The sequence below is a fragment of the Paralimibaculum aggregatum genome, assembly GCF_030270585.1.
In the GTDB taxonomy this organism is placed as follows: domain Bacteria; phylum Pseudomonadota; class Alphaproteobacteria; order Rhodobacterales; family Rhodobacteraceae; genus Thermohalobaculum; species Thermohalobaculum aggregatum.
In genome coordinates this window covers 1-23,412 of the sequence record NZ_BSYI01000056.1, presented here as the reverse complement: position 1 = coordinate 23,412, position 23,412 = coordinate 1, and the positions used below count along the sequence as shown (strand labels likewise).

The 23,412-nt window shown below is 65.6% G+C and carries 14 protein-coding genes and 1 tRNA gene; 9 read left to right on the top strand and 6 right to left on the bottom strand.

What is annotated here, in order from left to right:
- Nucleotides 1-86 precede the first annotated feature (86 nt).
- The 5 genes from QSJ97_RS22215 to eutB all read right to left on the bottom strand — a co-directional run bounded on the left by QSJ97_RS22215 (nucleotide 87) and on the right by eutB (nucleotide 5,559).
- Nucleotides 87-1,457 carry an aspartate aminotransferase family protein gene (locus QSJ97_RS22215; RefSeq protein WP_285674540.1) on the bottom strand — a complete coding sequence of 457 codons (1,371 nt, stop codon included), beginning with the start codon at nucleotides 1,455-1,457 and terminating at the stop codon, nucleotides 87-89.
- Nucleotides 1,458-1,482: 25 nt separating this feature from the next.
- Nucleotides 1,483-2,955, bottom strand: coding sequence for an NAD-dependent succinate-semialdehyde dehydrogenase (locus QSJ97_RS22210; RefSeq protein ID WP_285674539.1), 1,473 nt, complete (start codon nucleotides 2,953-2,955; stop codon nucleotides 1,483-1,485).
- A 131-nt stretch (nucleotides 2,956-3,086) separates the two neighbouring features.
- The gene (locus QSJ97_RS22205) at nucleotides 3,087-3,563 is read right to left on the bottom strand and encodes an Lrp/AsnC family transcriptional regulator (RefSeq protein ID WP_285674538.1); all 477 of its coding nucleotides are present in this window, start codon (nucleotides 3,561-3,563) and stop codon (nucleotides 3,087-3,089) included.
- A gap of 12 nt (nucleotides 3,564-3,575) precedes the next feature.
- The gene (locus QSJ97_RS22200) at nucleotides 3,576-4,562 is read right to left on the bottom strand and encodes a cyclodeaminase (protein ID WP_285674537.1); all 987 of its coding nucleotides are present in this window, start codon (nucleotides 4,560-4,562) and stop codon (nucleotides 3,576-3,578) included.
- Nucleotides 4,552-5,559, bottom strand: a complete 1,008-nt coding sequence (eutB, locus tag QSJ97_RS22195) for a hydroxyectoine utilization dehydratase EutB (protein ID WP_285674536.1) — start codon at nucleotides 5,557-5,559, stop codon at nucleotides 4,552-4,554. The genes QSJ97_RS22200 and eutB overlap by 11 nt, the downstream gene beginning before the upstream one ends.
- Nucleotides 5,560-5,733: 174 nt before the next feature.
- On the opposite strand from eutB, the gene QSJ97_RS22190 reads away from it, so the two are divergent.
- Complete coding sequence (locus QSJ97_RS22190) at nucleotides 5,734-8,262, top strand: SH3 domain-containing protein (RefSeq protein ID WP_285674534.1); 2,529 nt, start codon at nucleotides 5,734-5,736, stop codon at nucleotides 8,260-8,262.
- Nucleotides 8,263-8,326: 64 nt separating this feature from the next.
- Here QSJ97_RS22190 and QSJ97_RS22185 read toward each other — a convergent pair whose 3' ends face one another.
- Complete coding sequence (locus QSJ97_RS22185) at nucleotides 8,327-8,632, bottom strand: hypothetical protein (protein ID WP_285674533.1); 306 nt, start codon at nucleotides 8,630-8,632, stop codon at nucleotides 8,327-8,329.
- Nucleotides 8,633-8,764: 132 nt separating this feature from the next.
- Between QSJ97_RS22185 and QSJ97_RS22180 the strand changes: the two genes are divergently transcribed.
- The 8 genes from QSJ97_RS22180 to QSJ97_RS22150 all read left to right on the top strand — a co-directional run bounded on the left by QSJ97_RS22180 (nucleotide 8,765) and on the right by QSJ97_RS22150 (nucleotide 23,194).
- Nucleotides 8,765-8,854: transfer RNA gene (locus tag QSJ97_RS22180), tRNA-Ser, on the top strand.
- Between the two features lie 661 nt (nucleotides 8,855-9,515).
- Entirely contained in the window at nucleotides 9,516-10,277 is a 762-nt protein-coding gene (locus QSJ97_RS25220) for a BrxR family helix-turn-helix transcriptional regulator (RefSeq protein ID WP_491630632.1), read from the top strand.
- A 66-nt stretch (nucleotides 10,278-10,343) separates the two neighbouring features.
- Nucleotides 10,344-12,266 (top strand): GmrSD restriction endonuclease domain-containing protein, encoded by a 1,923-nt coding sequence (locus QSJ97_RS22175; protein ID WP_285674532.1) that lies wholly within the window; start codon nucleotides 10,344-10,346, stop codon nucleotides 12,264-12,266.
- Between the two features lie 83 nt (nucleotides 12,267-12,349).
- On the top strand, nucleotides 12,350-15,868 hold the full coding sequence (locus QSJ97_RS22170; RefSeq protein ID WP_285674531.1) for a DUF8742 domain-containing protein: 3,519 nt from the start codon (nucleotides 12,350-12,352) through the stop codon (nucleotides 15,866-15,868).
- Entirely contained in the window at nucleotides 15,865-16,632 is a 768-nt protein-coding gene (locus tag QSJ97_RS22165; RefSeq protein WP_285674530.1) for a hypothetical protein, read from the top strand. Before QSJ97_RS22170 ends, QSJ97_RS22165 begins: the two co-directional genes overlap by 4 nt.
- A 14-nt stretch (nucleotides 16,633-16,646) precedes the next feature.
- Complete coding sequence (locus tag QSJ97_RS22160) at nucleotides 16,647-19,445, top strand: DUF1156 domain-containing protein (protein ID WP_285674528.1); 2,799 nt, start codon at nucleotides 16,647-16,649, stop codon at nucleotides 19,443-19,445.
- Nucleotides 19,446-19,456: 11 nt separating this feature from the next.
- Nucleotides 19,457-19,822 carry a hypothetical protein gene (locus tag QSJ97_RS22155; protein ID WP_285674527.1) on the top strand — a complete coding sequence of 122 codons (366 nt, stop codon included), beginning with the start codon at nucleotides 19,457-19,459 and terminating at the stop codon, nucleotides 19,820-19,822.
- A 36-nt stretch (nucleotides 19,823-19,858) separates the two neighbouring features.
- The gene (locus tag QSJ97_RS22150) at nucleotides 19,859-23,194 is read left to right on the top strand and encodes a DUF499 family protein (protein WP_285674526.1); all 3,336 of its coding nucleotides are present in this window, start codon (nucleotides 19,859-19,861) and stop codon (nucleotides 23,192-23,194) included.
- The last annotated feature ends 218 nt before the right edge of the window (nucleotides 23,195-23,412 follow it).

Sequence of the window (23,412 nt, the reverse complement as noted above, 5' to 3'; positions counted from 1 at the left end):
TGTGTCGAGCATCACATTTACAGTCAGATAAAGTCAAACTCAAAGGTTCCGCGGCGGGACCCATTCGGCCCCGCCACGTTTCGCGCTCAGCCGAGCTCGGCCCTGATCGCCTCGGCGGTGACGGAGATCACCGTGTCGGCCTCCTCCCTGGTCAGGCAGAAGGGCGGCGCATAGCCGATGATGTCGCCCTGCGGCATCGCCCGTGCGACGACGCCGAGCGAGGCCATCCGCCCGGCCACCGCCGGCCCGATCTTGCGCGACGGGTCGAACCCGGCCCGCGTCTCGCGGTCCTCCACCAGCTCGACCGCCGAGAGCAGGCCGACGCCGCGGACCTCGCCGACATGCGGATGCTCGGCCAGCGCCTCCGAGAGCCCGCGGGTCAGATAGGGGCCGATCTCGCGCACGTTCGAGATCAGGTCGAGCTTGTCGATCAGCTCGAGGTTCGCCACGCCTGCCGCGGCGCCGATCGGATGCGCCGAATAGGTCCAGCCATGGCCGATCACGCCGAACTCGTCGGTGCCCTGCTCCAGCACCTTCCACATCTTCTCGCCGACGATCGAGCCCGAGAGCGGCGCATAGGCCGAGGTCAGCCCCTTGGCGATGGTGATGAGGTCCGGCCTGATGCCGTAGTGGTCCGAGCCGAACATGGTGCCGAGGCGGCCGAAGCCGGTCACCACCTCGTCGGCGATCAGCAGGATGTCGTGGCGCTCGAGCACCGCCTGGATCGCCTCCCAGTAGCCCGCCGGCGGCGGCACCAGCCCGCCGGTGCCGAGCACCGGCTCGCCGATGAAGGCGGCGATGGTGTCGGCGCCCTCGCGCTCGATCAGCGCCTCGAGCTCGCCCGCCAGATGCGCGACATAGGCGGCCTCGTCCATCGCCGGATCGGGCCGGCGATACCAGTAGGGCGCATCGGTGTGGATGATCCGCTCGAACGGCAGGTCGAACTTCTGGTGGAACAGGCCGAGCCCGGTCAGCGAGCCGGTCACCAGGCCCGAGCCGTGATAGCCGCGCCAGCGCGAGATGATCTTCTTCTTCTCGGGCCGGCCGAGCACGTTGTTGTAGTACCAGACCAGCTTGATGTTGGTCTCGTTGGCATCCGAGCCGCCGAGGCCGAAATAGACCTTCGACATGCCCGCCGGCGCGCGGTCGATCACCATCCGGGCGAGCTTGATCGAGACCTCGGTGCCGTGGCCGACATAGGCGTGGTAATAGGCCAGCTCGCGGGCCTGCTCGGCGATCGCCTCGGCGATCTCCTGCCGGCCATAGCCGACATTCACGCAGTAGAGCCCGGCGAAGGCGTCGAGCAGGCGCTTGCCGTCGCGGTCCTCGATATGCGAGCCCGAGGCGGTGCGCAGGATGCGGTTGGGGCTGTCGCCGCGGGCATGCTGGGCGAGGTGGGTCGAGGGGTGGAAGAAGCACTCCCGGTCCCAGCGGTCGAGCTCGTCGTTGCGGAGCATGTCAGGTCCTTTCCTGTCTCGCCTGTCAGTGCCAGTCGCGGCAGACATATTTGATTTCCATGAACTCGGCCATGCCCGTGCGGGCGCCTTCGCGGCCGAGGCCGGACTGCTTCATGCCGCCGAAGGGGATCGGCGCGCCGGTCACCTTGGTGCGGTTGACCGCCACCATGGCGAACTGCAGCGCGCGGGTCAGCCGGTAGATCCGCCGCGGGTCGGCGGTGTGCAGATAGGCGACGAGGCCGTACTCGGTGGCATTGGCCCGGGCCACCGCCTCGGCCTCGTCGTCGAAGGGCGCGATGGCGGCGACCGGCCCGAAGGTCTCCTCGCGCATGATCGCGGCGTCCTCCGGCACGTCCGCCAGCACCGTCGGCGCGTAGAACAGCCCGCCGAGGGGATGCGCCCGGCCGCCGGCCAGCACCCGCGCGCCGCGCGCCACCGCATCGGCGACATGCGCCTGCTGCCTGGCCAGCGCGCGCTCGTGCATCAGCGGGCCGATATCCGGGTCGGCCATGCCGGGGCCGACGCGCAGCGCCCGGGTCGCCGCCGCGAAGCGCTCGCAGAACGCCGCGTAGAGCGGCCGCTCGACATAGATCCGGTTGGCGGCGAGGCAGTCCTGCCCCGAGGTCGCGAACTTCGCCTTGACCGCCTCCGCCACGGCGCGGTCGAGATCGGCATCGGCGAAGACCAGCACCGGCGCATGGCCGCCGAGCTCCATCACCAGCTTCTTCACCGTGCCGGCGCACTGGCCATAGAGCAGCCGCCCGATCCCGGTGGAGCCGGTGAAGGAGAGCGCGCGCACCCGGGGGTCCTCGGTCCAGGGCCGCACCACCTCCGGCGCCGCGCCGGTGACGATGTTGAGGACCCCGGCCGGCAGCCCTGCCCGCTCCGCCAGCTCGGCCAGCGCCAGCGCCGAGAACGGCGTCTCGGCCGAGGGATGCGCGACCACGGTGCAGCCCGCCGCCAGCGCCGCCGCGGCCTTGCGCGTGAGCATCGCCGAGGGGAAGTTCCAGGGCGTGACCAGCGCCACCACCCCGACCGGCTCGAGCCAGAGCTCCATCTCGGCATCCGGCAGATGCGAGGTCACGCCCTCGATGTTGGGCCGCTTGGCCTCCTCGGCGTAATACTCGACGAAGCCGGCGGCATAGTCGATCTCGCCGCGCGCCTCGGAGAGCGGCTTGCCCTGCTCGCGCACCATCAGCCGGGCGAGATCCTCGCGGTTGGCCAGGATCTCGGCATGCCAGGCGCGCAGCAGCGCCGCGCGCTCCTGCGGCAGCCGCCCGGCCCAGCCGGCGAAGGCGCGCTCGGCGGCATCCACCGCGGTGCCGGCCCCGGCGGCATCGAGCGCCGCCACCTCGCCGAGGCGCAGCCCGGTGGCCGGGTCGGTCACGGCGATGGCGGCGCCCTCGGCGCCGGCGACCCAGCGGCCATCGACATAGGCAAAGCTGCGATGGAGGCGCATGTCCTCCAGGACGATCTGATCGGGCATCGGGTGGTCCATCGGGTCTCCTCCTCGGCTGTCGGGAGGAACCTCGCAGGGAGCGGCAGGCAATCGAGGCTTTTCTCGGGGGGCTCGGGAGAGACTCTCTCTCCCCGCGGGCGCTGCCGGAGAGAGACGGTCTCCGCCCCGGCTCAGCCGCCGAGCAGCAGCGCGATCGGCGGCGCGGCCGGGCCCTTCACCGGCTTGGTCACGACATAGGAATAATACCGCGCCACGCCGATCTCGCGCTCCAGCAGGTGGTCGATCAGCCGCTGATAGGCGTCGATGTCCGGCGTCACGGTCTGCAGCAGATAGTCGAACCCGCCGCCGAGCGCCCAGGCCCCGGTGATCTCGTCGAGCAGCTTCACCGCCTGCTCGAAGCGGGCGAAGCGCGCGGCGGTGTGGTCGGCCAGCTCCACCGCGACGAAGACCACCGTGTGCGGGCCGATCCGCTTGAGATCCACCCGCGCGCCATAGCCCTCGATGATGCCGGCATCCTCGAGCTTCTTCAGCCGGTTCCAGCACGGCGTGGGCGAGAGCCCGACGCGCTCGGCCAGCGCCAGCTTGGAGATCCGCCCTTCCGCCTGCAGCGCCTCGAGGATCGCGACATCGCGCCGGTCGAGCTTCATCGCCGCGCCCGCTCAGGCGATCACGGCGGTGCCGGCGGTGCCGAGCAGCCCCCGGACATGGCTGGCGATCGCGGTGTCCTGCGCGCCGGTGCCGGTCAGATCGCAGATCGTGACCTGCTCCGCATCGGTGCGGCCGGGCGCGCTGCCGGCGATCACCGCGCCGAGCTCCGGCGGCGTGCCCCGGTGCCAGAGCCCGGCCGCCAGCGCGGCGCGCAGCTCGCCGAGCGCCTCGCACTGGCTGACCCGGTCGCAGACATAGAGATCCGCCGCCGCCAGCGCCGCCGGGTCGATCTCGTTCTTGCCGGCCTGGTCCGAGCCCATCGCGGTGATATGCAGGCCGGGATGCAGCCAGCCCGCCTCGAGCACCGGCTGGCGCGCCGGCGTGGTGGTGATCACGAGCTGGCTCTCGGCCACCAGCCGGGCCGGATCGGCGGCGGCCTCCACCGGCACGCCGAGGCTGGCCGAGAGCTCCGCCGCGCAGGCCGCCGCCCGCGCCGCATCGCGCCCCCAGACGAGGCCGCGCGCAAACCGCCGCTCGAGATGCGCCGCCTGCATCTGCAGCCGCGCCTGCGCCCCGGTGCCGATCACCCCGGCGGTCTCGACCGCCTCGGGCGCCAGATGGCGCGCCGCCACCGCCCCCGCCGCGGCGGTGCGCAGATCGGTGAGATAGCCGTTGTCGAGAAACACCGCCTGCACCAGCCCGGTGGTCGCCGAGAACAGGATCATCAGCCCGTTCAGCGAGGGCAGGCCGCGTGCCGGATTGTCGAAGAAGCCCGGGCTCACCTTGATCGCGAAGCCCTCGAAGCCGGGGATGTAGGCGGTCTTGACGTCGACCTCGCCATTGGCCTCGGCGATCTCCATCGAGAGGATCGGCGGCATCACCACCCGGCCCGAGGCCAGCGCCCGGAAGGCGTTCTCGATCACGTCCACCAGCGCACGGTCGAGCCCGACGGCGCCGCGCAGCTCGGCCTCGGTGACGATGCGGATCTCATGGCTCATAGGCACGCCCCTTCACGATGTGGTCGCCGAGCGCCACGTCCTGCCCGGTCACGATGCGGGTGAAGACACCCATGTCGAGATTGCGCCCGGTGATCACGGTGGCGACCGGCCCGCGCGGCGCCGGCAGCCGCCCGGCGACCAGCGCCGCGATGCCGACCACGCAGGCGCCCTCGGCGACGATGCGGTCCTCGTAATAGAGCCGCTGCATGGCGTGGTAGATCTCCTCCTCGCTCACCAGCACGGTGTCGTCGAGCAGGTCGCGGCAGAGCGGGAAGGAGAGCCGGTTGTCCAGCCCGATGCCGCCGCCGAGGCTGTCGGCGAGGCTCGCCACCTCCTCGACCTCCACCGGATGCCCGGCGCGGATCGAGGCATGCATCGCCGCGCCCCGGTCCATGCTGATGCCGATCACCCGGATCTGCGGCCGGATCGCCTTGGCGGCCAGCGCGATCCCGGCCGCCAGCCCGCCGCCCGAGAGCGGCACCAGGATCATGTCGAGATCCGGCCGCGCCTCGAGCATCTCGAGGCCGATGGTGCCCTGCCCGGCGATCACGTGGGGGTCGTCGAAGGGGGAGATCTCGGTCAGCCCCTCCTCGCGGCAGAGCCGCCGGCTCTCGGCCTGCGCCTCGTCCTGCGAGCGGCCGTGGATGCGCACCTCGGCGCCGAGCCGGCGGATGCCCTCCACCTTGGCCTCCGGCACCAGCGCCGACATGCAGACCACCGCGCGCAGCCCGCGCGCCCGCGCCGCGAAGGCCACGCCGCGCCCGTGATTGCCGGTCGAGCAGCAGGTGACGCCGCGCGCATCCTCGGGCAGCGCGGCGACCGCGTTGAGCGCGCCGCGCAGCTTGAAGGCGCCGATCGGCTGCATGTTCTCGAGCTTGAGCAGCACCTCCTGCCCGGCGCGCTCGCCGAGATGCGGCGAGGGCACGAAGGGGGTGGCGTCGGCCAGGCCGCGGATGCGCTGCCGGGCGGCAAGGATGTCGGACAGGGTGAGGGCCATGCGCCCCAAGCTCGGCCAAATCGGGGGCATGCTGTCAAGCGAAATCGCCCTGCCCCGGCCATCGCCGGGGGAGCCGCTGCGGGCGCGACCGCGGGTCCGGTCTCGACCGCGGCCGGTTTCGTGGCAGACTGCCCCGCGGGCCGGAGACAGGGTGAAGGGAAACCGGGGATGGCGATGCCGAAACGCGGACTGCTCGGGCTGCTGGCGCTCCTGCCGCTCCTGTTGCTCGCCCTGCCGGCGGCGGCGGCGGCGGCGGCGGCGGCGGCGGTGCGCGGCGGCTGCGCCTCCCATGATTTCGCCGCCGCCGATGCGGTCGGCCATATCGACATCGCGGGGCAGATCACCCGCCGCCTCGCCGCCCCGGTGATCCGCGCCGATGCGCCGCTGCTGGCCGCGCCCCGCGCCGGTGCCCGGCAGCTCGGAACCCTCCGTTTCGGCCAGCGCGTGGCGCTGCATCGCCGGCAGGGCGCCTTCGTCGAGGTGAAGGCCGACCAGCGCGCCGCCGGCAGCCTCGGCTGGGTGCATGGCGACGACCTGCTCTGCCGCGTGCAGCCGCTGGTCAGCCGCACAACGGGGGCGGACCGGCGCTTCCTGCCGCGCCGGCCCGCGCATCTGCTCGGCAGCGCGCCGGAGCCGCTGCACGCGATGCCCTCGGCGGCGCATCGGCGCTGCGAGCCCGGCAGCCCGGGCTGCACCGATCTCGCGGATGTCGCGGTCGCCTATGTCCATGCCGCCGACCCCGCGCGCGGCCGGCTGCTGCTGGTCGACCGCTTCCTCGCCGACGAGGCGGCGCAGATCCTCGGCTGGGTCAGCCTCTCCGACGGCCTGCTCTGGGAGACCCGCCTCGGGCTGCGCCCGCGCGAGGACCTGGTGCACGACGCCGCCAGCGCGCCGCGGCCCGATCTCGTCGGCCGGCCGCGCCCGCTCTGCGTCCATGCCACGCCGGAGGCGGCGCGGCGCGGCGAGCCCTGCACGCTGCCGGTGCTCGGCGGCGCGCGCTGGTTCCGTACGCCGCTCAGGATGCCGGTGCTCCGGCACATCGCGGGCGAGCCGGCGCTCTGGGAGGTCGCGGTGCCGGCGGTCGGCGTCGGCCCCGGCGTGGCGGTCGACCTGCCGGGAGCGCCGGGCGCGATCCTCGGCGCGCGCCAGCCGGCGGATGCGCCGCGCCGGCTCGACATCTTCCTGCTGATCGACGGCACCGCCGGCATGGCGCCGCATCTCGCGGCGCTGGCCGGCGGGCCCGGGCGGCCCGGTCTCGCCGCGGCGCTGGCGGCGGCCCTGGCCAGCGATCCGCGGCTGGCCGGCACCGAGGTCAGGCTCGGCTTCCGGGTCTATCGCCGGGCCGCGGACGGCGCCGGCGGCATCGGCGAGGGGCTGGCGCTGGACGGCAACTGCGCGCCCTCCGCGGCGGAGCGGGAGGCCGGCATCGCCGCGGTCGGCGACGGCCTGCGCCGGCTCGCGGAGCAGCGGCCGCCGCGCGGCCCCCGCAGCCCGTGGACCAACCTCTTCATGGGGCTCTACCAGGCGGTCGACGACATGAGCGCCTGCGCCGGCCGCGCCAAGCTGCTGTTCGTGATCGGCGATGGCGGCTACAGCGCCGCCGAGCAGGCCGAACGGGGCGCGCTCGGGCTCGCGGTCGAGGACGTGCTGGCCTTCCTGACCCTCGATTTCGACCCGGCGGTCGAGCCGGTGCTGCCGGTCTTCCTCCAGGTGCCCAGCCCGGCGGGCGCCGGCGCCGCGGCGGCGCGCAGCGCCTTCATCGCCCAGGGCCGGGCGATCGCCGGCGGCGTGCTCGATCACCTCGCGGCAGCGCGCGGCGGCGCCCCGATGATCGACACCGGCCGCCTCGTCGCCGCGCTGCCGCCGGGCGCCGACCCGGCCGCGACCGGCGCGGCGCTGGTCGCGCGCATTCTCGGCGCGGTCCGGGATTTCGGCGGGCGCACCACGGTGGCCGATCTCCCCGACCTCGCCGCCGACGGGCCGGCCCTCGCCGCGCTCGCCGAACGGCTGGTGCAGGAGGGCCGCCAGGTGCCGGGCCTGATCCTGCCGGGGCCGGCCGCCGCGCCCTGCGCGCGCCCCGACGCCGGCTGCCATGCCCGGCCCTTCGCCGCCACCGCCACCGGCTATGTCCTCGACGACGCCGATGCCGTCGCCGATGTCTGGCTGAGCTACGACGCCTTCTCGGAATGGCGCGCCCGGCTCGCGCCGTTCCGCGACACCGCCGCGCGCTCGGTGCCCGGGCTGGCCCGGCTGATCCTGCGCCAGATGCCGGGCGCCGAACGCGGCGCGGCGGATGCCGCGGGCACGCTCGCCGAGCGGCTGGAGCGCGGCCGGGGGCTGCCGGTGGCGCCGGGCTCGCCGCTCCGCCGGATCGGCCCCGCCGCGCTGGCCCGGGCCGCCGGGCTGGAGGGCGCCGACGGCGACGGCGACGGCGCGGAGGGCGACGCGGCCGGGCTCTCGCCCTGCGAGCTGACCCTGCTCGGGCACTGGCTGGAGACCCGCCGCGAGATCATCGACACCGTCTTCGCCGGGCGCATCCCCGAGATCCGCGAGCGCGCCGAACAGCCCTGCGGCAGCGCCCGCCTCGCGGTGCCGCTCACCGAGATCACCCGCAGCCGCGCGTTTCCCGCGGCGGGCATGGATTTCAAGCATGTGCTGGGCGGGCAGACGGTCTACTGGATCCCGGAGGCCTATCTGCCCTGATCGCGACCGCGGCCCTCCGGCCGGCCCCCGGGCCGCCGCCCGGCCGGTCTCCGGTCGGCCGCCGTCAGCGCCGCCGCCGCCGCCGCGGCCGCAGCGCCCGCGCCAGCAGCCAGAACACCGCGCCGAGCCCGAGCAGCTCGAGCGCCAGCGGCGCCAGCAGCAGCGGCTGGATCACCGAGGTCCAGAGCGCCGGGGAGACATGGCGCTCGACCGCCGGCTGGAACAGCTGCAGGCTGTCCGGATCGGCCCAGAACCACCATTCGCCGAGGGTGGCGAGCCGGGCGGTCTCGCCCGCGCCGAGGCTCGCCGCGAGATCGGCGGCGGCGACCGCGAGGCCGAGCAGGATCAGTGCATAGGCGAGATAGCGCATGGCGGTACCGGCTCCCTGCCCCGTCGGAACCGCATGCCGGCCCCAGCTGAACCTAGGCACGCCGCCCCGGCCTGCCAAGCCTTCGCGTTGGCGCTTGCAGCCGCCGCGCGCATTGTTTAGGGAGTGGCCCGAGGAGAGGTGGCCGAGTGGTCGAAGGCGCACGCCTGGAAAGCGTGTATACCGGAAACGGTATCGCGGGTTCGAATCCCGCTCTCTCCGCCATCAACTTTAACTACGGTGTTGAATTTGTTTGAGAAAAGTCAAGATTATCAATCATGTTCCACATCTCATTCCACAACCAGAACGCTGTCCGTGGTGGATCCTTTCGGACCGCACTGGATCGGCGACAATGTGAACGGCGCGGGGATCTCAGGGTCTCGGGTGACACGGTCGCGCGGCGCTTCAGCATCCTTCAACATGTACCCCGCTCATGGCCACCGAAGGGGGAAGGTTACGCTCGGCTTCGCGGCGCGGATGGGGTGCCTTGCACTTGTCGGGACGGTTCATCCGTCGTTCGGTGATCAAGGCTCAGGTGCGGTCCCCCGATTGCACCTGATTACGCAGAGTCGGTGCAGTGCCTCCAGCCGGCTCTGATCGGGACGCTAGTCATGCTAATCGTGCTATTCTTGCTAGCCGAGGTAGCCTGATCGGGGCTGGTGAAGCGGTTCACGCCATCAGAGCAACAAGAAACCTGCCGTGCGCCAGGCAACCTCGCCGCCACGGGGCTGGTTCTCAATCGGCATAGAAATATGCCGTTGCGTCAGAGCATTCCGAAGACATCGAGGATCCTTTAAAGCCAAGCCACGCTTCAAGGTTTTGATTTGTGACGCATTTCAATTGCACCGCTGATCTGGCTCGGCTAGCGTCTGCTTAATCCCAGAAAATGGGTGTGCATACTCAACCTCGCGAATTCCGAGCCGGGAACGTGATGGATTTGGACAGGTCGGAGTTATGCTTGTGTACCAAGCGGCACCTCGCATTCCTGGGGTGCCGCCTGTTCCGGGAGGGACATGTGAACCGCAGCGATCAGATGGACCAGTTTGGGGTCCCGGTTAGCCAGGCGCCCACCCATCTGAGCCGCTATCTTGGCTTCGCGCCGGACATCACGGCCTGCGACAGGAGCGTGCGGTCTCATCTCCGCGGCTCGGATCTCAAGCCACGGTTCCTCGAGCCCGACGCCAGCAGCAACCTCGCGCAGCTGCACTCGCTCGCTGACGGGACTGTCGACCGGGATGATTCCCGGATCGCCAAACTACTGCCCCGCGCACCCGCCTCTGCCCCGGTGCGCGGGAGCGATCTGATAGTGCTCCGTTCGGCGGGGCGGCGCCATGCGCCGAGCCGTGGGGATCTAAGTGACGTGCCAGCCCCTGTCCAGCACCGAGCAGTGCTGGCGCTGAATTGCGCCATACCCCGTCGCCTTCTCTTGGGCACACGGGCGGAGGTCATGGCTCTAGACCACGGCATTCGCGGCGGCAAGGCGATGATCAGGGTTCGGCGCGCGCACTCCCACTGCGCACCCAAGCGGCTTGGGCTTGAACCGGATCAGGCTTCGAAGACACCTCGGGACCAGCAGATATTCCTCGTCCATCGCGAAGAGATCATTGGTGGTGCTCGAGAAAGCTGTATTCGAAAGGCGACAGTATGATTGAGCCGTTCAGCTGTTGCGGGGTCGCCTGCCGCAAGCAGACAAGTTCATTCGAGGAGTGAGGCAATGGGTAAGCAAGCCGCGTTCAAGACGAACCCGGTCAGTCTGGAAGAGCTTCTGCGCCATTGTGGGAATGGCAAGATCCAGTTGCCGGACTTCCAGCGCAGCTGGGTCTGGGACGAGGAACGGATCAAGGGGCTGATTGCCTCGATCTCGCAGGCGTTTCCGGTCGGCGCCTTGATGACACTCGAGACGAAGCCCGGTGCGGCGGACAAGTTCGCGCGCCGGCCGATCCAGGGGGCTGATGCCGAGATTGGCGATGCTGCGCCGGATCAGCTCCTGCTGGATGGCCAGCAGCGCATGACGTCGCTCTACCAGACCTGTCTGCGCCGCGAGGTGGTGCAGACGGTCACGCCACGGCTCAAGCTCGTGAAGCGCTGGTTCTACATCGACATCCGAAAGGCGATGAACCCATCCGAGGACCGGGAAGACGCCATCGTCTCGGTGCCGGAGGATCGGCGGATGAAATCGGACTTCAATCGACGTATCGACCTCGATCTCTCCACGCCGGAGCTCGAGTACCAGAACCTCATGTTCCCGCTGAACCAGGTGTTCGACTGGGACGAATGGCAGGACGGCTTCAACGAATACTGGCTGGAGAATGATCCGGAGACGCGCCGGCTGTTCAAGCCGTTCAAGGATGAGGTCCTTCAGAACTTCAAGGCCTACCAGCTGCCGGTGATCGCGCTGAGCCCGGAAACCTCGCACGAAGCCGTCTGTCTCGTCTTCGAGAAAGTGAACACGGGCGGCAAGCCGCTCGACGCCTTCGAACTTGTGACCGCCATGTACGCAGCCCGCGGCCACCGGCTGCGCGACGACTGGCTCGGTGCCGACGGCCAGCCGGGGCTGCAGACCCGGCTTCAGCTCTACGGCCGCGCTGCGGAGCAGAAGTTCGGCGTTCTTGAACGGATTGCGGCAACCGACGTGCTGCAGGCCATTGCCCTCCTGCACGGCGTCGAGAAGCGAGCAGCGGAAGTCGCCGCGGGGCGCAAGGACTCGGAGCTGTCCGCCGTCCGCGCCACGCGCCAGTCGCTGCTCGACCTGCCGCTCGAGGCCTACCTGAAGCACCGCTCCACGGTCGAGGAAGGGTTCAAGACGGCGGCCCGCTTCCTCCGGCAGAACCACATCTACCGTGTCATCGACCTGCCGTATCAGGGGCAGCTTGTCCCCTTCGCTGCGATCCTCGCGATGATCGGACCCAGATTCGATCATGCGGCAGTACGCGACCAGCTGGCTCGCTGGTTCTGGTGCGGCATCTTCGGCGAGCTCTACGGCACCGCGATCGAGTCCCGCTTCGCCAGGGACGTGCTCGAGGTTCCGGCCTGGCTCGACGGTGGACCCGAGCCGAGCACGATTGCCGACGGTCGATTCCGCCCCGAGCGACTGCGCACTCTGCGCACACGTCTGTCGGCCGCCTACAAGGGCATCCATGCCCTTCTGATGGCCGAGGGAGCGATTGATTTCAGATCGGGCCAGCCGTTCGGCCAGACCGTGTTCTTCGACGAGTACGTCGACATCCACCACATCTTTCCGCAGGACTGGTGCAAGAAGCAGAAGATCGAGCCCAAGGTCTTTGACACCGTCATCAACAAAACCCCGCTCAGCTACAAGACCAATCGCATCCTCGGGGGCGTCGCGCCCTCGGTCTACCTGGAGCGGCTGGAGACGGGCGGGACGGACACGCCACCGATCGCCCGCGACGCGCTAGACGAGTATCTGGCCTCGCACGCCATGGACCCTGCCCTCCTGCGCGCCGACGACTTCGCGGGCTTCATGGCTGATCGAGAGGCTCGCCTCCTCGCCATGATCTCGCGCGCTACGGGCCACGCGATCACGCGCGCCGACGCCGCGCCGGAGGAGGGCGAGGACGTGCCGCAGGATGACGACGGCTTCGAACTGCCCGACCCGGACGCAGAGGAGGCCGCCTGAATGGACACGGTTCACGAGGGCCCAGACACTTGCAAGCCATGGATCGATACTGCGCCGGCTGCGAGGCTTCTTGAGGTCGGCCTATGACCAGACTGGAAGACATCAGGAATGGGGCCTCGGTAGCGGGACTCGTTCCGAACCAGACCGTCGAAGTGATTTCCGTGGAATGGATCGGCGATCAGGCGATCAATGTCGTGTACCGGGCGTCGAACGGCTCTGTCGCGGAAACGACTCTCTATCGCGATGACGAACACCGGCTTGGCATTGAGAGCCGGGGGCGGAAATGGTCGTTCGATGCCGACGGCGCTCTGCTCCGTCTTGTGACCGAAGCAAACCGCATCAAGCTCGCTCATTTCTTCGATCCATACCTGGCCATCCACACCAGCCTTGTTGATCCATTGCCGCACCAGATTTCTGCGGTGTACGGCGAAATGATCCCGCGCCAGCCTTTGCGGTTCCTGCTCGCGGACGATCCAGGTGCCGGAAAAACGATCATGGCGGGCCTTCTGATCAAGGAGCTGGTCGCTCGAAGTGATCTCGAGCGCTGCCTTGTGGTGGCGCCGGGCAGTCTCGTCGAACAGTGGCAGGACGAACTGGGCGAGAAGTTCGGTCTGGAGTTTGACATCCTGACACGGGACATGATCGAGAGTTCGAGATCAGGAAACCCGTTCAACGACAACAACCGCCTCATCGCGCGTCTGGACGTGTTGTCGCGAAATGAAGAGCTTCAGGAAAAGCTGGCATCGTCCACGGAGTGGGACCTCATTATCGCCGACGAAGCGCACCGCATGTCGGCCACCTATTTCGGAAACGAGGTCAAGTACACCAAGCGCTACCAGCTGGGTCAGCAGCTGAGCCGGGCTTGCCGGCATTTCCTGCTGATGTCGGCAACACCGCACAACGGCAAGGAGAAGGACTTTCAGCTCTTCATGGCATTGCTGGACGGGGACCGTTTCGAGGGTCGATTCCGTGACGGGGTCCATGTCGCCGACGTCGAGGACATGATGCGGCGTCTGACGAAGGAAGAGCTTCTCCGTTTCGACGGCCGGCCGCTCTTTCCCGAGCGGCGCGCCTATACCGTGAAGTACGACCTCTCCCCGCAGGAGGCCGAACTCTACACCGCCGTCACCGAATACGTACGCAATGAAATGAACCGTGTGCAGCGCTTCGCCGAAGACGACGGCAAGAAACGCAACAATGTGGGCTTTGCGCTGCAGATCCTGCAGCGCCGCCTCGCATCCAGCCCTGCCGCCATTTACCAGTCATTGAAGCGCCGCCGTGAGCGCCTGGAGAATGAACTCTCGGAGGCCAGATTAGCCACAAAGGGCAGCTCATCAACATTGAAGAGTGCATCGATCAGCGATGAGATGCTCCGAAACCTCGACGAATATGGTCAGGACGAGGTCGATGATCTTGAGGAGCTGATTTCCACAGGAGCAACCACGGCAGAAACCGTAGAGCAGCTGGAACTGGAGGTTCAAACCCTCAAGGGCCTTGAGAGCATGGCGCTCGACGTCCTTCGCTCAGGAAAGGACACGAAGTGGCAACAGCTTGATCGGATTCTCGATGACGATCTGATGCTCGATCCGGACGGGTATCGACGCAAGCTGATCATATTCACGGAGCCGAAGGATACCCTCGAGTATCTGCGTGAGAAGGTCGTCGCCCGGCTTGGCCGGCCGGATGCAGTAGATGTCATTCACGGTGGGGTGTCCCGAGAGGAACGGCGCAAGGTCGTCGAACGGTTCATGCAGGACCGGGACCTGCTTGTCTTGATTGCCAACGATGCCGCCGGCGAAGGCGTTAACCTTCAGCGCGGACATCTGATGGTGAACTATGACCTGCCATGGAACCCGAACAAGATCGAACAGCGCTTCGGACGCATCCACAGAATCGGCCAAACGGAAGTCTGCCATCTGTGGAACCTCGTGGCGAAGGACACCCGCGAGGGCGAAGTCTACGCCCGGCTTCTGGAAAAGCTGGAAGCCGCCCGCGAAGCTCTCGGTGGGCGTGTGTATGATGTTCTCGGGGAACTCTTCGAAGAGCGAGCGCTAAAGGACCTTCTTTTCGAGGCAATTCAGTATGGCGAGCAGGACGAGGTGAAGGCGCGCCTCTTCCAGACAGTGGACGGCGCCGTCGACCAAAGCCACCTCCTGCACCTATTGCAGAAACGGCAACTCACTAGCGACACCATGCCGGAGGCGCGGGTTCAGGAGTTACGGCTCGAGATGGAGCGAGCCGAAGCTCAGCGCCTGCAGCCTCATCACATCCAGAGCTTCTTCGTCGAGGCATTTCGCCGGCTCGGCGGCCAGATCAAGCGCCGGGAAGAAGGACGGTGGGAAATCACCCATGTCCCGCTCAGCGTGCGGGAGCGTGACCGTCAGATCGGTTCTGGCGCACCGCTTCAGAAGAAGTACGAACGCATCTGCTTCGAGAAGAGCAAGATCAACCAGCAGCCCGTCGCGGCCTTTGTCTATCCCGGGCACCCGCTGCTAGATGCCGTCATCAGCCTGGTGCGAGAGCAGAACGACCATCTCATGAAACAGGGGGCCGTCCTGGTCGATGACACCGACGACGGCACCGACGTCTCTGCTCTCTTCCTGCTCGAACACAGCGTGCAGGACGGGCGCCCGACCAGCTCGGGCAATGCCAATGTCATCTCCCAGAAGCTGCAGTTCGCCGCGATCGGCGAGGCCGGCAAAGTGACCAACGCCGGCATCGCGCCCCACCTCAATCTGCGGCCCGCAACACCGGAAGAGATTGTAGGTGTCGAAGAGGTCCTGAACGCCGACTGGCTGCGGGGCGATCTGGAGAAAAAGATCGTCCGGTTCGCGACGGTCGAGCTTGCGCAGGGCCACGTCGCCGACGTCCGAGCGCGTCGGCTTCCGGAGATCGACAAGGTCGAGCAGGAGGTGAAGGCCCGCCTCAAGAAGGAGATCAACTACTGGGACGCCCGTGCCTTCGAACTGAAGGAGCAGGAGAAGGCCGGCAAGAAGACCCGCCTCAACTGGCAGAACGCACAACGCCGGGCGGAGGATCTGGCCGAGCGCCTGAAGCGCCGCCTGGAGCTGATCGACCAGGAGCGGTTCATTTCGGCCCAGCCACCGCGCGTGCGCGGCGGGATGGTCGTGGTGCCCCGCGGCCTCCTGCGCGAGCGGATGCCGGCCGAGATGGCTGATGCCGGGTCGGGGTTCTCGGAGGATCCGGTCGCGCGCCGCGAGATCGAGCTGAAGGCGATGGAAGCGGTCATGGCGGTCGAGCGGGAACTCGGGAACCGGCCGGAGGATGTGTCGGCCCAGAAGGTGGGCTACGACATCGCCTCCTATAACCCGAACGTCGACCACATGCGCTTCATCGAGGTGAAGGGCCGGATCGACGGCGCGGATACGGTGATGATCACGCGGCAGGAGGTCATCACCTCGCTGCATGAGCCCGAGAAGTTCATCCTCGCCATCGTCCAGGTCGGCGACGGCTACGTGCATGCGCCCCAGTATCTCCGCGGAGCGCTCGACACGCGCGAGCCGCCCTTCGACCAGAACGCCATTCAATTCAACATCAACCAGCTACTCGACCGAGCTGTTTCACCCGAGGAGCTCAATTGAGGTACGCGGAAAAGAGCTTTGAGATCAGGTTTTGTGCCGCGCTCAGCGCAGCGATTATGCCTTTCAACCGAAACCCTAAATGGTTCGGTTTGACGCAAGCGCAGGAGCGCAAGAAAGGGATCGATACTGTTCTGGGAATTGGCGGCAGCTTGGTCCTCTTTCAGTTCAAGGCCCAGTCGGGGAGCCGGATCAAGATCGAGCGTGATCAGCTGACCAAGCTGACATCTGTCGAGAAACAATACCCCAACAGCACCTTCTACGTGTTTCCGGAAGCTGAGGATATTCACGCCGCAGCGAGTATTGATTGCATGTTCAAGGAGGCATGGTGTTGCACGCCGGCTGCCCTAGACAAAGAGATCGCCAAATCGGCGAGATCAGCTGCTTTCACCCTTGATGCGAAAGCCTCGGCCCTTTCTCAGGCTAGTCCAAAGAAATCTGTGGCGATTGAGAAGACGTGTAAGCGCTTTGGCTGCTTTTGCCCGAGCTCGGCGCATCTCGTGTATGACGACCTTCGCCGCTCTCCCCGTTCGCTGATCCGCTTCGTGGTGGGCAGTTGGGAAGGGCGCGACCTGACGGACTCGTCTTTCACCCAACGCGGAATCGGGATACCCATTGGGCGGGATCTGCCGCGCGGTTCTATGGATCGCGGCGAGGACACAGATACCAAAACAATAACAAGCGCAGAGATGTTTGAAGACCTGCTGGGCGAAGGGGCGCATCAGAGCCTCGGCCCCGGTCTTCGGGCTCTTTTTATAGCGCAATAAACTTGGGGGAAGCAATGACCTACAAGAAGAAACTCATCGAAGTTGCCATCCCGCTCGAGGCGATCAACGCGGCGTCGGCGCGGGAGAAGTCGATCCGGCATGGGCATCCCTCGACGCTGCATCTGTGGTGGGCGCGGCGGCCGTTGGCGGCCTGTCGGGCGGTGCTGTTCGCGCAGCTGGTGGACGACCCATCAAGCCATCCGGAGAAGTTCCCGACCGAGGAGGCCGTGGAGGCCGAGCGCAAGCGGCTGTTCCAGATCATCGAGGACCTGGTGAAGTGGGAGAACTCGACCAACGAGGAGGTGCTGGAGCGCGCGCGGGCGGAGATCCGCGCCAGCTGCGGCGGCGAGCTGCCCCCGGTCTACGACCCATTCTCGGGCGGCGGGTCCATCCCGCTGGAGGCGCAGCGGCTGGGCCTGCCCGCCTATGGGTCCGACCTGAACCCGGTGGCGGTCATGATCGGCAAGGCGATGATCGAGATCCCGCCGAAGTTCAAGGACATGGAGCCGATCCATCCGGGCGGGAAGGAGCGCAACCACTACCGCAACGCCGAAGGGCTGGCGGAGGACGTGAAATACTACGGCGAGTGGATGCGCGAGAAGGCGTGGGAGCGCATCGGGCATCTCTACCCGCAGGTCGACCTGCCGAGCGAGTATGGCGGCGGCAAGGCGACTGTGATCGCCTGGATCTGGGCACGAACCGTGCCGAGCCCGGATCCGGCGTTCTCGGATGTGCAAGTGCCGATCGCATCAAGCTTCTTGCTCAGCTCAAAGAAGGGCAAAGAGGTCTGGATTGAACCTGTGGTCGACAAAGCGAATAAGACCATTCAATACCGGATTCGAAAAGGAGGAACGACAGAGGAGATTGCGAAAGCGAAGGAAGGCACCAAAGCTGGTCGTGGAGCCAACTTTCGATGTCTCCTTTCCGAAACTGCGATCACGCCATCGCACATTACCAAGTCTGGAATGTCGGGCGCAATGGGCCAAACACTCATTTCTATCGCCGCGCTGAGAAAGGGCGGCAGAGCATATCTTCCGCCAATTTCACGGCACACAGAAATCGCAGAATCTGCAAGGCCGGCTTGGGAGCCGGAACAATTGCAGCCAGAGAATCCTAGATGGTTTTCACCCCCAGCCTATGGAATGAAGACTTTTGGCGACCTCTTTACCGATCGCCAACTGGTTGCTTTGAATACATTCATCGATCTCCTTCAGGAATTGCGTAATGCGGTTCGCAACGATGCCTTGGCACAAGGCATGAGCTCCGAACACACATTTCTTCGCGATTCGGGCAAGGGTGCAACCGCATATGCTGAGGCAATCAGCACATACATGACCTTTGCCATAAACCGCTCAGCTGACCGCGGTTCTACAATATGTACGTGGGACTCTTCCCCGAAGATGGAGGCGCTGAGAAATACTTTTGGGCGCCAAGCAATTCCTATGACTTGGGACTTCGCTGAAGGGAATCCTTTTTCCTCAGCAAGCGGCAACTTTCTCAACAATGTGGACTGGGTCCAGAAGGCCATTGAAAGGCTTGCACCAGCCGCAGATGGCTATGAGGTCCAGCATGATGCCCAAACAGTCAAATATCCAACCGGTGTGGTGATTTCTACCGACCCACCTTACTACGACAATATCGGCTACGCTGATCTATCTGACTTTTTCTTCTGCTGGATGAAGCCAGCAGCTAAGCCCGTATTTCCAGAGGCTTTTGGAATCCTGGCGACACCGAAGTCAGAAGAGCTAGTTGCGACCCCATATCGACATGGCGGAAAGGAAGCAGCTGAGTCCTTCTTTCTCGATGGCATGCGAAAAGCCATTAGAAACATGGCAATGCACTCCTCAAGCCAATGCCCAACAACGATCTACTACGCATTCAAGCAAAGCGAGGTCGCTCAAGAAGGTATAAGTTCGACGGGATGGGCGACATTTTTACAAGCCATCATTGAAGCTGGATTTTCAGTCGTCGGCACTTGGCCTGTTCGCTCGGAAATGGCAAACCGCATTGTTGCCTCCGGAACGAACGCTCTCGCCAACTCGGTGGTTCTCGTCTGCCGGAAGAAGGAGGACACAGCCGACATCATCACCCGCGCCGAGTTCATCCGCGCCCTGAAACGCGAACTCCCCCCGGCCATTACCGAGCTTCAAGCCGCCAACGTTTCTCCCGCGGACATGCCGCAATCGGCCATCGGCCCCGGCATGGGCGTCTTCTCCCGCTACAAGGCGGTGCTGGAGGCCGACGACAGCCCTATGACGGTCAAGACCGCGCTGCAGCTGATCAATGCCGAGCTCGACGAGTTCCTGAACGATCTACATGGCGAGTTCGACGCCGACACCCGCTTTGCCGCGACCTGGTTCGAGCAGCACGGCACCGACAAGGGCGACTACGGCGCAGCCGACAACCTCGCCCGCGCGCGCGGCATCTCGGTCGAGAGCGTGAAGCATGCCGGGATCGTCGACAGCTCTGCCGGCAAGGTCCGCATCCTCAAGCGCGCCGAGCTGGACCCGGACTGGGACCCGGCCGAGGACGATCACCTGACGATCTGGGAATGCTGCCAGCACCTGATCCGCGTTCTGGAGAACGATGGCGAATACGCCGCGGCCCTGCTGCTCAAGAAGCTGGGCCCGGACCGCGCCGAGATGGTCAAGGACCTAGCCTACTACCTCTACGACGTCTGCTCGAACAAGCGGCAGGACGCGAAGGAGGCGACCTCCTACAACGGGCTGATCGCGGTGTGGACGGACCTGACGCGCCTGGCCGCGACGATCCGGATCGAAGATGTGAACCGCCAGACGGCGATGGATATTTAAGGGTGGCACGAATGATCATTGATGATCCTAGCAGCGTGGTCGGGCAGTACTTTGGTGACATCGTGCTGGAGACCTGTACCGATCCCGGGATTTCGCGACCTAGAGTAAAACCAGTGAAGGTTTTTCCGCCCAGTACCCGCGTGGAGTTTCCGCGCAAGCTTAGGGAGATGTTTCCAATCGGAACACGCTTCCGCGCGACGGTGAAAGTCTGCCAGAAACATGATGCAGAAGGAAAGCCCAATGGGCCAGCCTACCTTCGCGCGTACGATATAGCCACCATTGCCGCGTCTGTTCCAGACGAAGGGTTAATGGCCAAGGTTCGTGCGGGGAGTATTAGTGGGATTTCCTACGAGTACTCGTGGCGAACCAAGGATTGAGCCCAGCAGCGTTCTAAACATAGATAGGGTTGATTGATGGCAAAGAGTGCACGCCAGACCGTCTTCGAAGGCATGGAGCTGCTGCCCAAGGGCCTGCAGCCGTTCGTTCTGCAAAGGCTCCAAGCAGCGCTGGGCGAAGGCTGGCCCCATGAAGTGATCTCTCGTTTTCCGACGTGGCGGCGGGAGAGCAATGGGAAGTTCAACCTCGACACCCAGAAGCTGCTGCAGATCATGGAGCGCTTCTGGAACGAGGCGTTCCGCGACGTGCTGGACCGGACGCATCGCTCGATCGTCAACGAGCTGGTCGATGTCCGCAACAAGCTCGCCCATGACGGCAAGTTTTCCTACGACGACGCCGAGCGCGCGCTGGACTCGATGCGCCGCCTGCTCGAGGCGGTGAGCGCCGGCCAGAGCGCCGAGGAGATCGGCAAGATGCGTGACACGATCCTGCGCACGAAGTACCGCGAACTGGCCCGGTCGGAAGAGCGCAAGAGCAATATCTCGACGATCTCGACCGAGACGGTCTCGGGCCTGCTGCCGTGGCGGGACGTGGTGGAGCCGCACCAGGACGTCGCAACCGGCGAGTTCCAGCAGGCCGAGTTCGCCGCTGACCTCGCCAAGGTGCACAACGGCAGCGCGCCCTACGAGTACAGCGATCCGCGGGAGTTCTTCAGCCGGACGTATCTCACTGACGGTCTGAGCCGGCTGCTGGAGGGCGCTGCGAAGCGGCTTTCGGGCCAATCCGGCGATCCGGTCGTGGAGTTGCAGACCAACTTCGGCGGCGGCAAGACGCATTCGATGCTGGCCCTCTACCACATGGTCGGCAACACGCCGGTGCACGACCTGCCGGGTCTGGACCAGTTGCTGTCCGAGAAGGGGCTGAGCGTTCCGGACACGATCAGCCGCGCGGTGCTGGTGGGCACGTCATCCGGGCCGGCAGACGTCAAGAAACGCGAACAGGATTATGGTCGCCCCATCAATACCACATGGGGCGAACTGGTGTTCCAGCTGGGCGGAGAAGAAGCCTTCCAGATGGTCTCGGATAACGATGAAAAAGGTATCGCACCGGGATCGAACCTGCTTGAATCAGTGTTCAATAGATGCGCGCCTTGTCTGATCCTGATCGACGAGTGGGTCGCCTATCTCCGCCAGATCTACAAGGTCGAAGGGCTTCCCTCGGGATCATTCGACGCGAACCTCTCGTTTGTTCAATCGCTGACCGAAGCCGTGAAGGCTTCGCCGCAGACGCTGCTGGTAGCCTCGCTGCCGGCGTCGCAGATCGAGGTCGGCGGCGAAGGCGGCCAGGAAGCGTTGGCGCGGCTCAAGCAGACCTTCAGCCGTGTGGAGAGTTCATGGCGTCCGGCCTCGCAGGAAGAGAGCTACGAGATCGTTCGGCGCCGCCTTTTCAAGGAAATCCCCGGCGACAAGTACATGCATAGGGACAACACCCTGAAGCAGTTCGCCAAGCTGTACCGTGAAAGCCCGAACGATTTCCCGCAGGGCTGCGCTGACGAAGACTATCGCAGGAAGCTGGAAAAGGCGTATCCGATCCATCCGGACCTGTTCGACCACCTATACACGGCGTGGGGGTCGCTCGACAAATTCCAGCGGACACGCGGTGTGCTGCGCCTGATGGCACAAGTCATCCACGAACTGTGGATGTCGGGCGATCCATCTGTGATGATCATGCCAGGAAGCGTGGCAATAAGCTCGGCTCGTGTCGAGCCTGAGCTGCTCCACTATTTGCCGAACGCTTGGCAGGGGATCATCGCGGGCGACGTGGATGGAATGAACTCCACGCCCTACAAGATCGACCAATCCGCTCCCAACCTGAACCGCTACTCGGCGACCCGTCGTGTCGCGCGGGCGGTATTCGTCGCGACAGCACCTACCGAGGGCCAGCAGAACCGCGGGATCGACGACAGGCGGATCAATCTCGGTGTCGTGCAGCCTGGTGAGAAAGTGGCAATCTTCGGTGACGCGCTCCGCCGGCTGACGAACCAGGCGAAATTCATGCACAGCGACCTCGGTCGCTACTGGTACTCGATGTCGGCGAGCCTGAACCGCGTCGCCTCGGACCGGGCTGGCCAGCTGGAGGAGGCTTTGGTTCTGGTCGAGATCGACAAGGCGCTGACAGGCTACATCAATCGCCTGGCGGATCGTGGTCATTTCGACGCCGTTCAGGTTGCACCCGATGGCTCTTCGGAAGTGCCCGACGAAGCTGGCGGGATCAGGGCCGTCGTTCTTGGCGTAGCGCATCCGCATACAGGTCGCCATGGCTCGGATGCGATGGTCGAAGTCAAGGACATCCTGCTGCAGCGCGGGGCAACACCCCGCGTCTATCGAAACACGCTCGTGTTCCTCTCAGCGGACAGTCGCCAGCTGGAGAACCTCAAGGAGGCCATGCGGTCGTCGCTCGCATGGGATGGAATTGTCAGAGACGCCGATACTGGACGTTTGGATCTGAAGACGAGCGACATCGCGCTGGCGAAGGACAAGGCGAAGGAATCCCGAGAAACGGTTCAAACTCGGCTTAAGGAGACTTGGTGCTACCTGATCTATCCGTATCAGGAGACCGCACAATCGGACGTCGAACTTACGTCCGCGCGCATTCCCGCGCAGGACGGCGTTCTCGGCCGTGCAAGCAAGAAGCTCGTGAGTGATGAGGCTCTACTGCCCGAAATCGGACCCGAGCGCCTCAACCGTGAGCTCGAAAAGTACATCTGGAACGGGAAGCAACACCTGCATCTCAAGGATCTATGGGAGTACCTGAATCGCTACGCGTACCTCCCTCGCCTGAAGAACAGGGTTACGCTGATCAAATCCGTCCAGTCTGCTGTGTCGGGAATGCTTCCTGGACCATTCGCCTACGCAGAGCGCTGGGACGACGCTTCTCAGTCCTACGCCGGCCTGGCGATCGAGAACTCGTCGAACGCTCTCGTGTCGATCGACAGCGACTCTGTTATCGTCCGGCCAGATGTCGCGGAAGCAAATAGGCCAAAGCCTGCCGCTGCTCCGGGGCAGAGTGGGCTGGATTCTGGAGCGGACGTCGCGACGGGTAGCTCTGACGAAGGCAACAGTGCCCCAGTTGGTACAGACGCAGGTCATACCGGTGGCGCATCCGAGCCAGATGCCGAAGCGAAACCGAAGCGGTTCGTCGGGACTGTCATGCTATCGTCGGATCGGCCGGCACGCGATATGCATCAGATCGTCGAGGCCATCGTGGAGCAGCTTACAACACTGCCCGGAGCTGAGGTTTCGCTACGGCTGGAGATCGACGCCGAGGTGATGTCTGGGCTTGACCGGGCAAGAGTCCGAACTCTTCTGGAGAACGCAAGTACATTGGGATTCATTGATAAATCCGTGAAATAGATTGTCATTTTCGCCCGTTTGCACGGCGAGTGAATATGGCCTCAATTCAGCGCTTGCTGTACGCAGCGGCGCGGAAGTCAATGACGTTGGCGCCGAATTCTGCGGCGGCAGCCTGTTCTGCTTCTTGTCTTGGCTGGCCGCCGTCATGTTCGCGGATGGCGGCGCGCTCCTCCCAGGCGTCGAGGCGGTCATCGGTGTCTGCCACTTCCGCGCCGCAT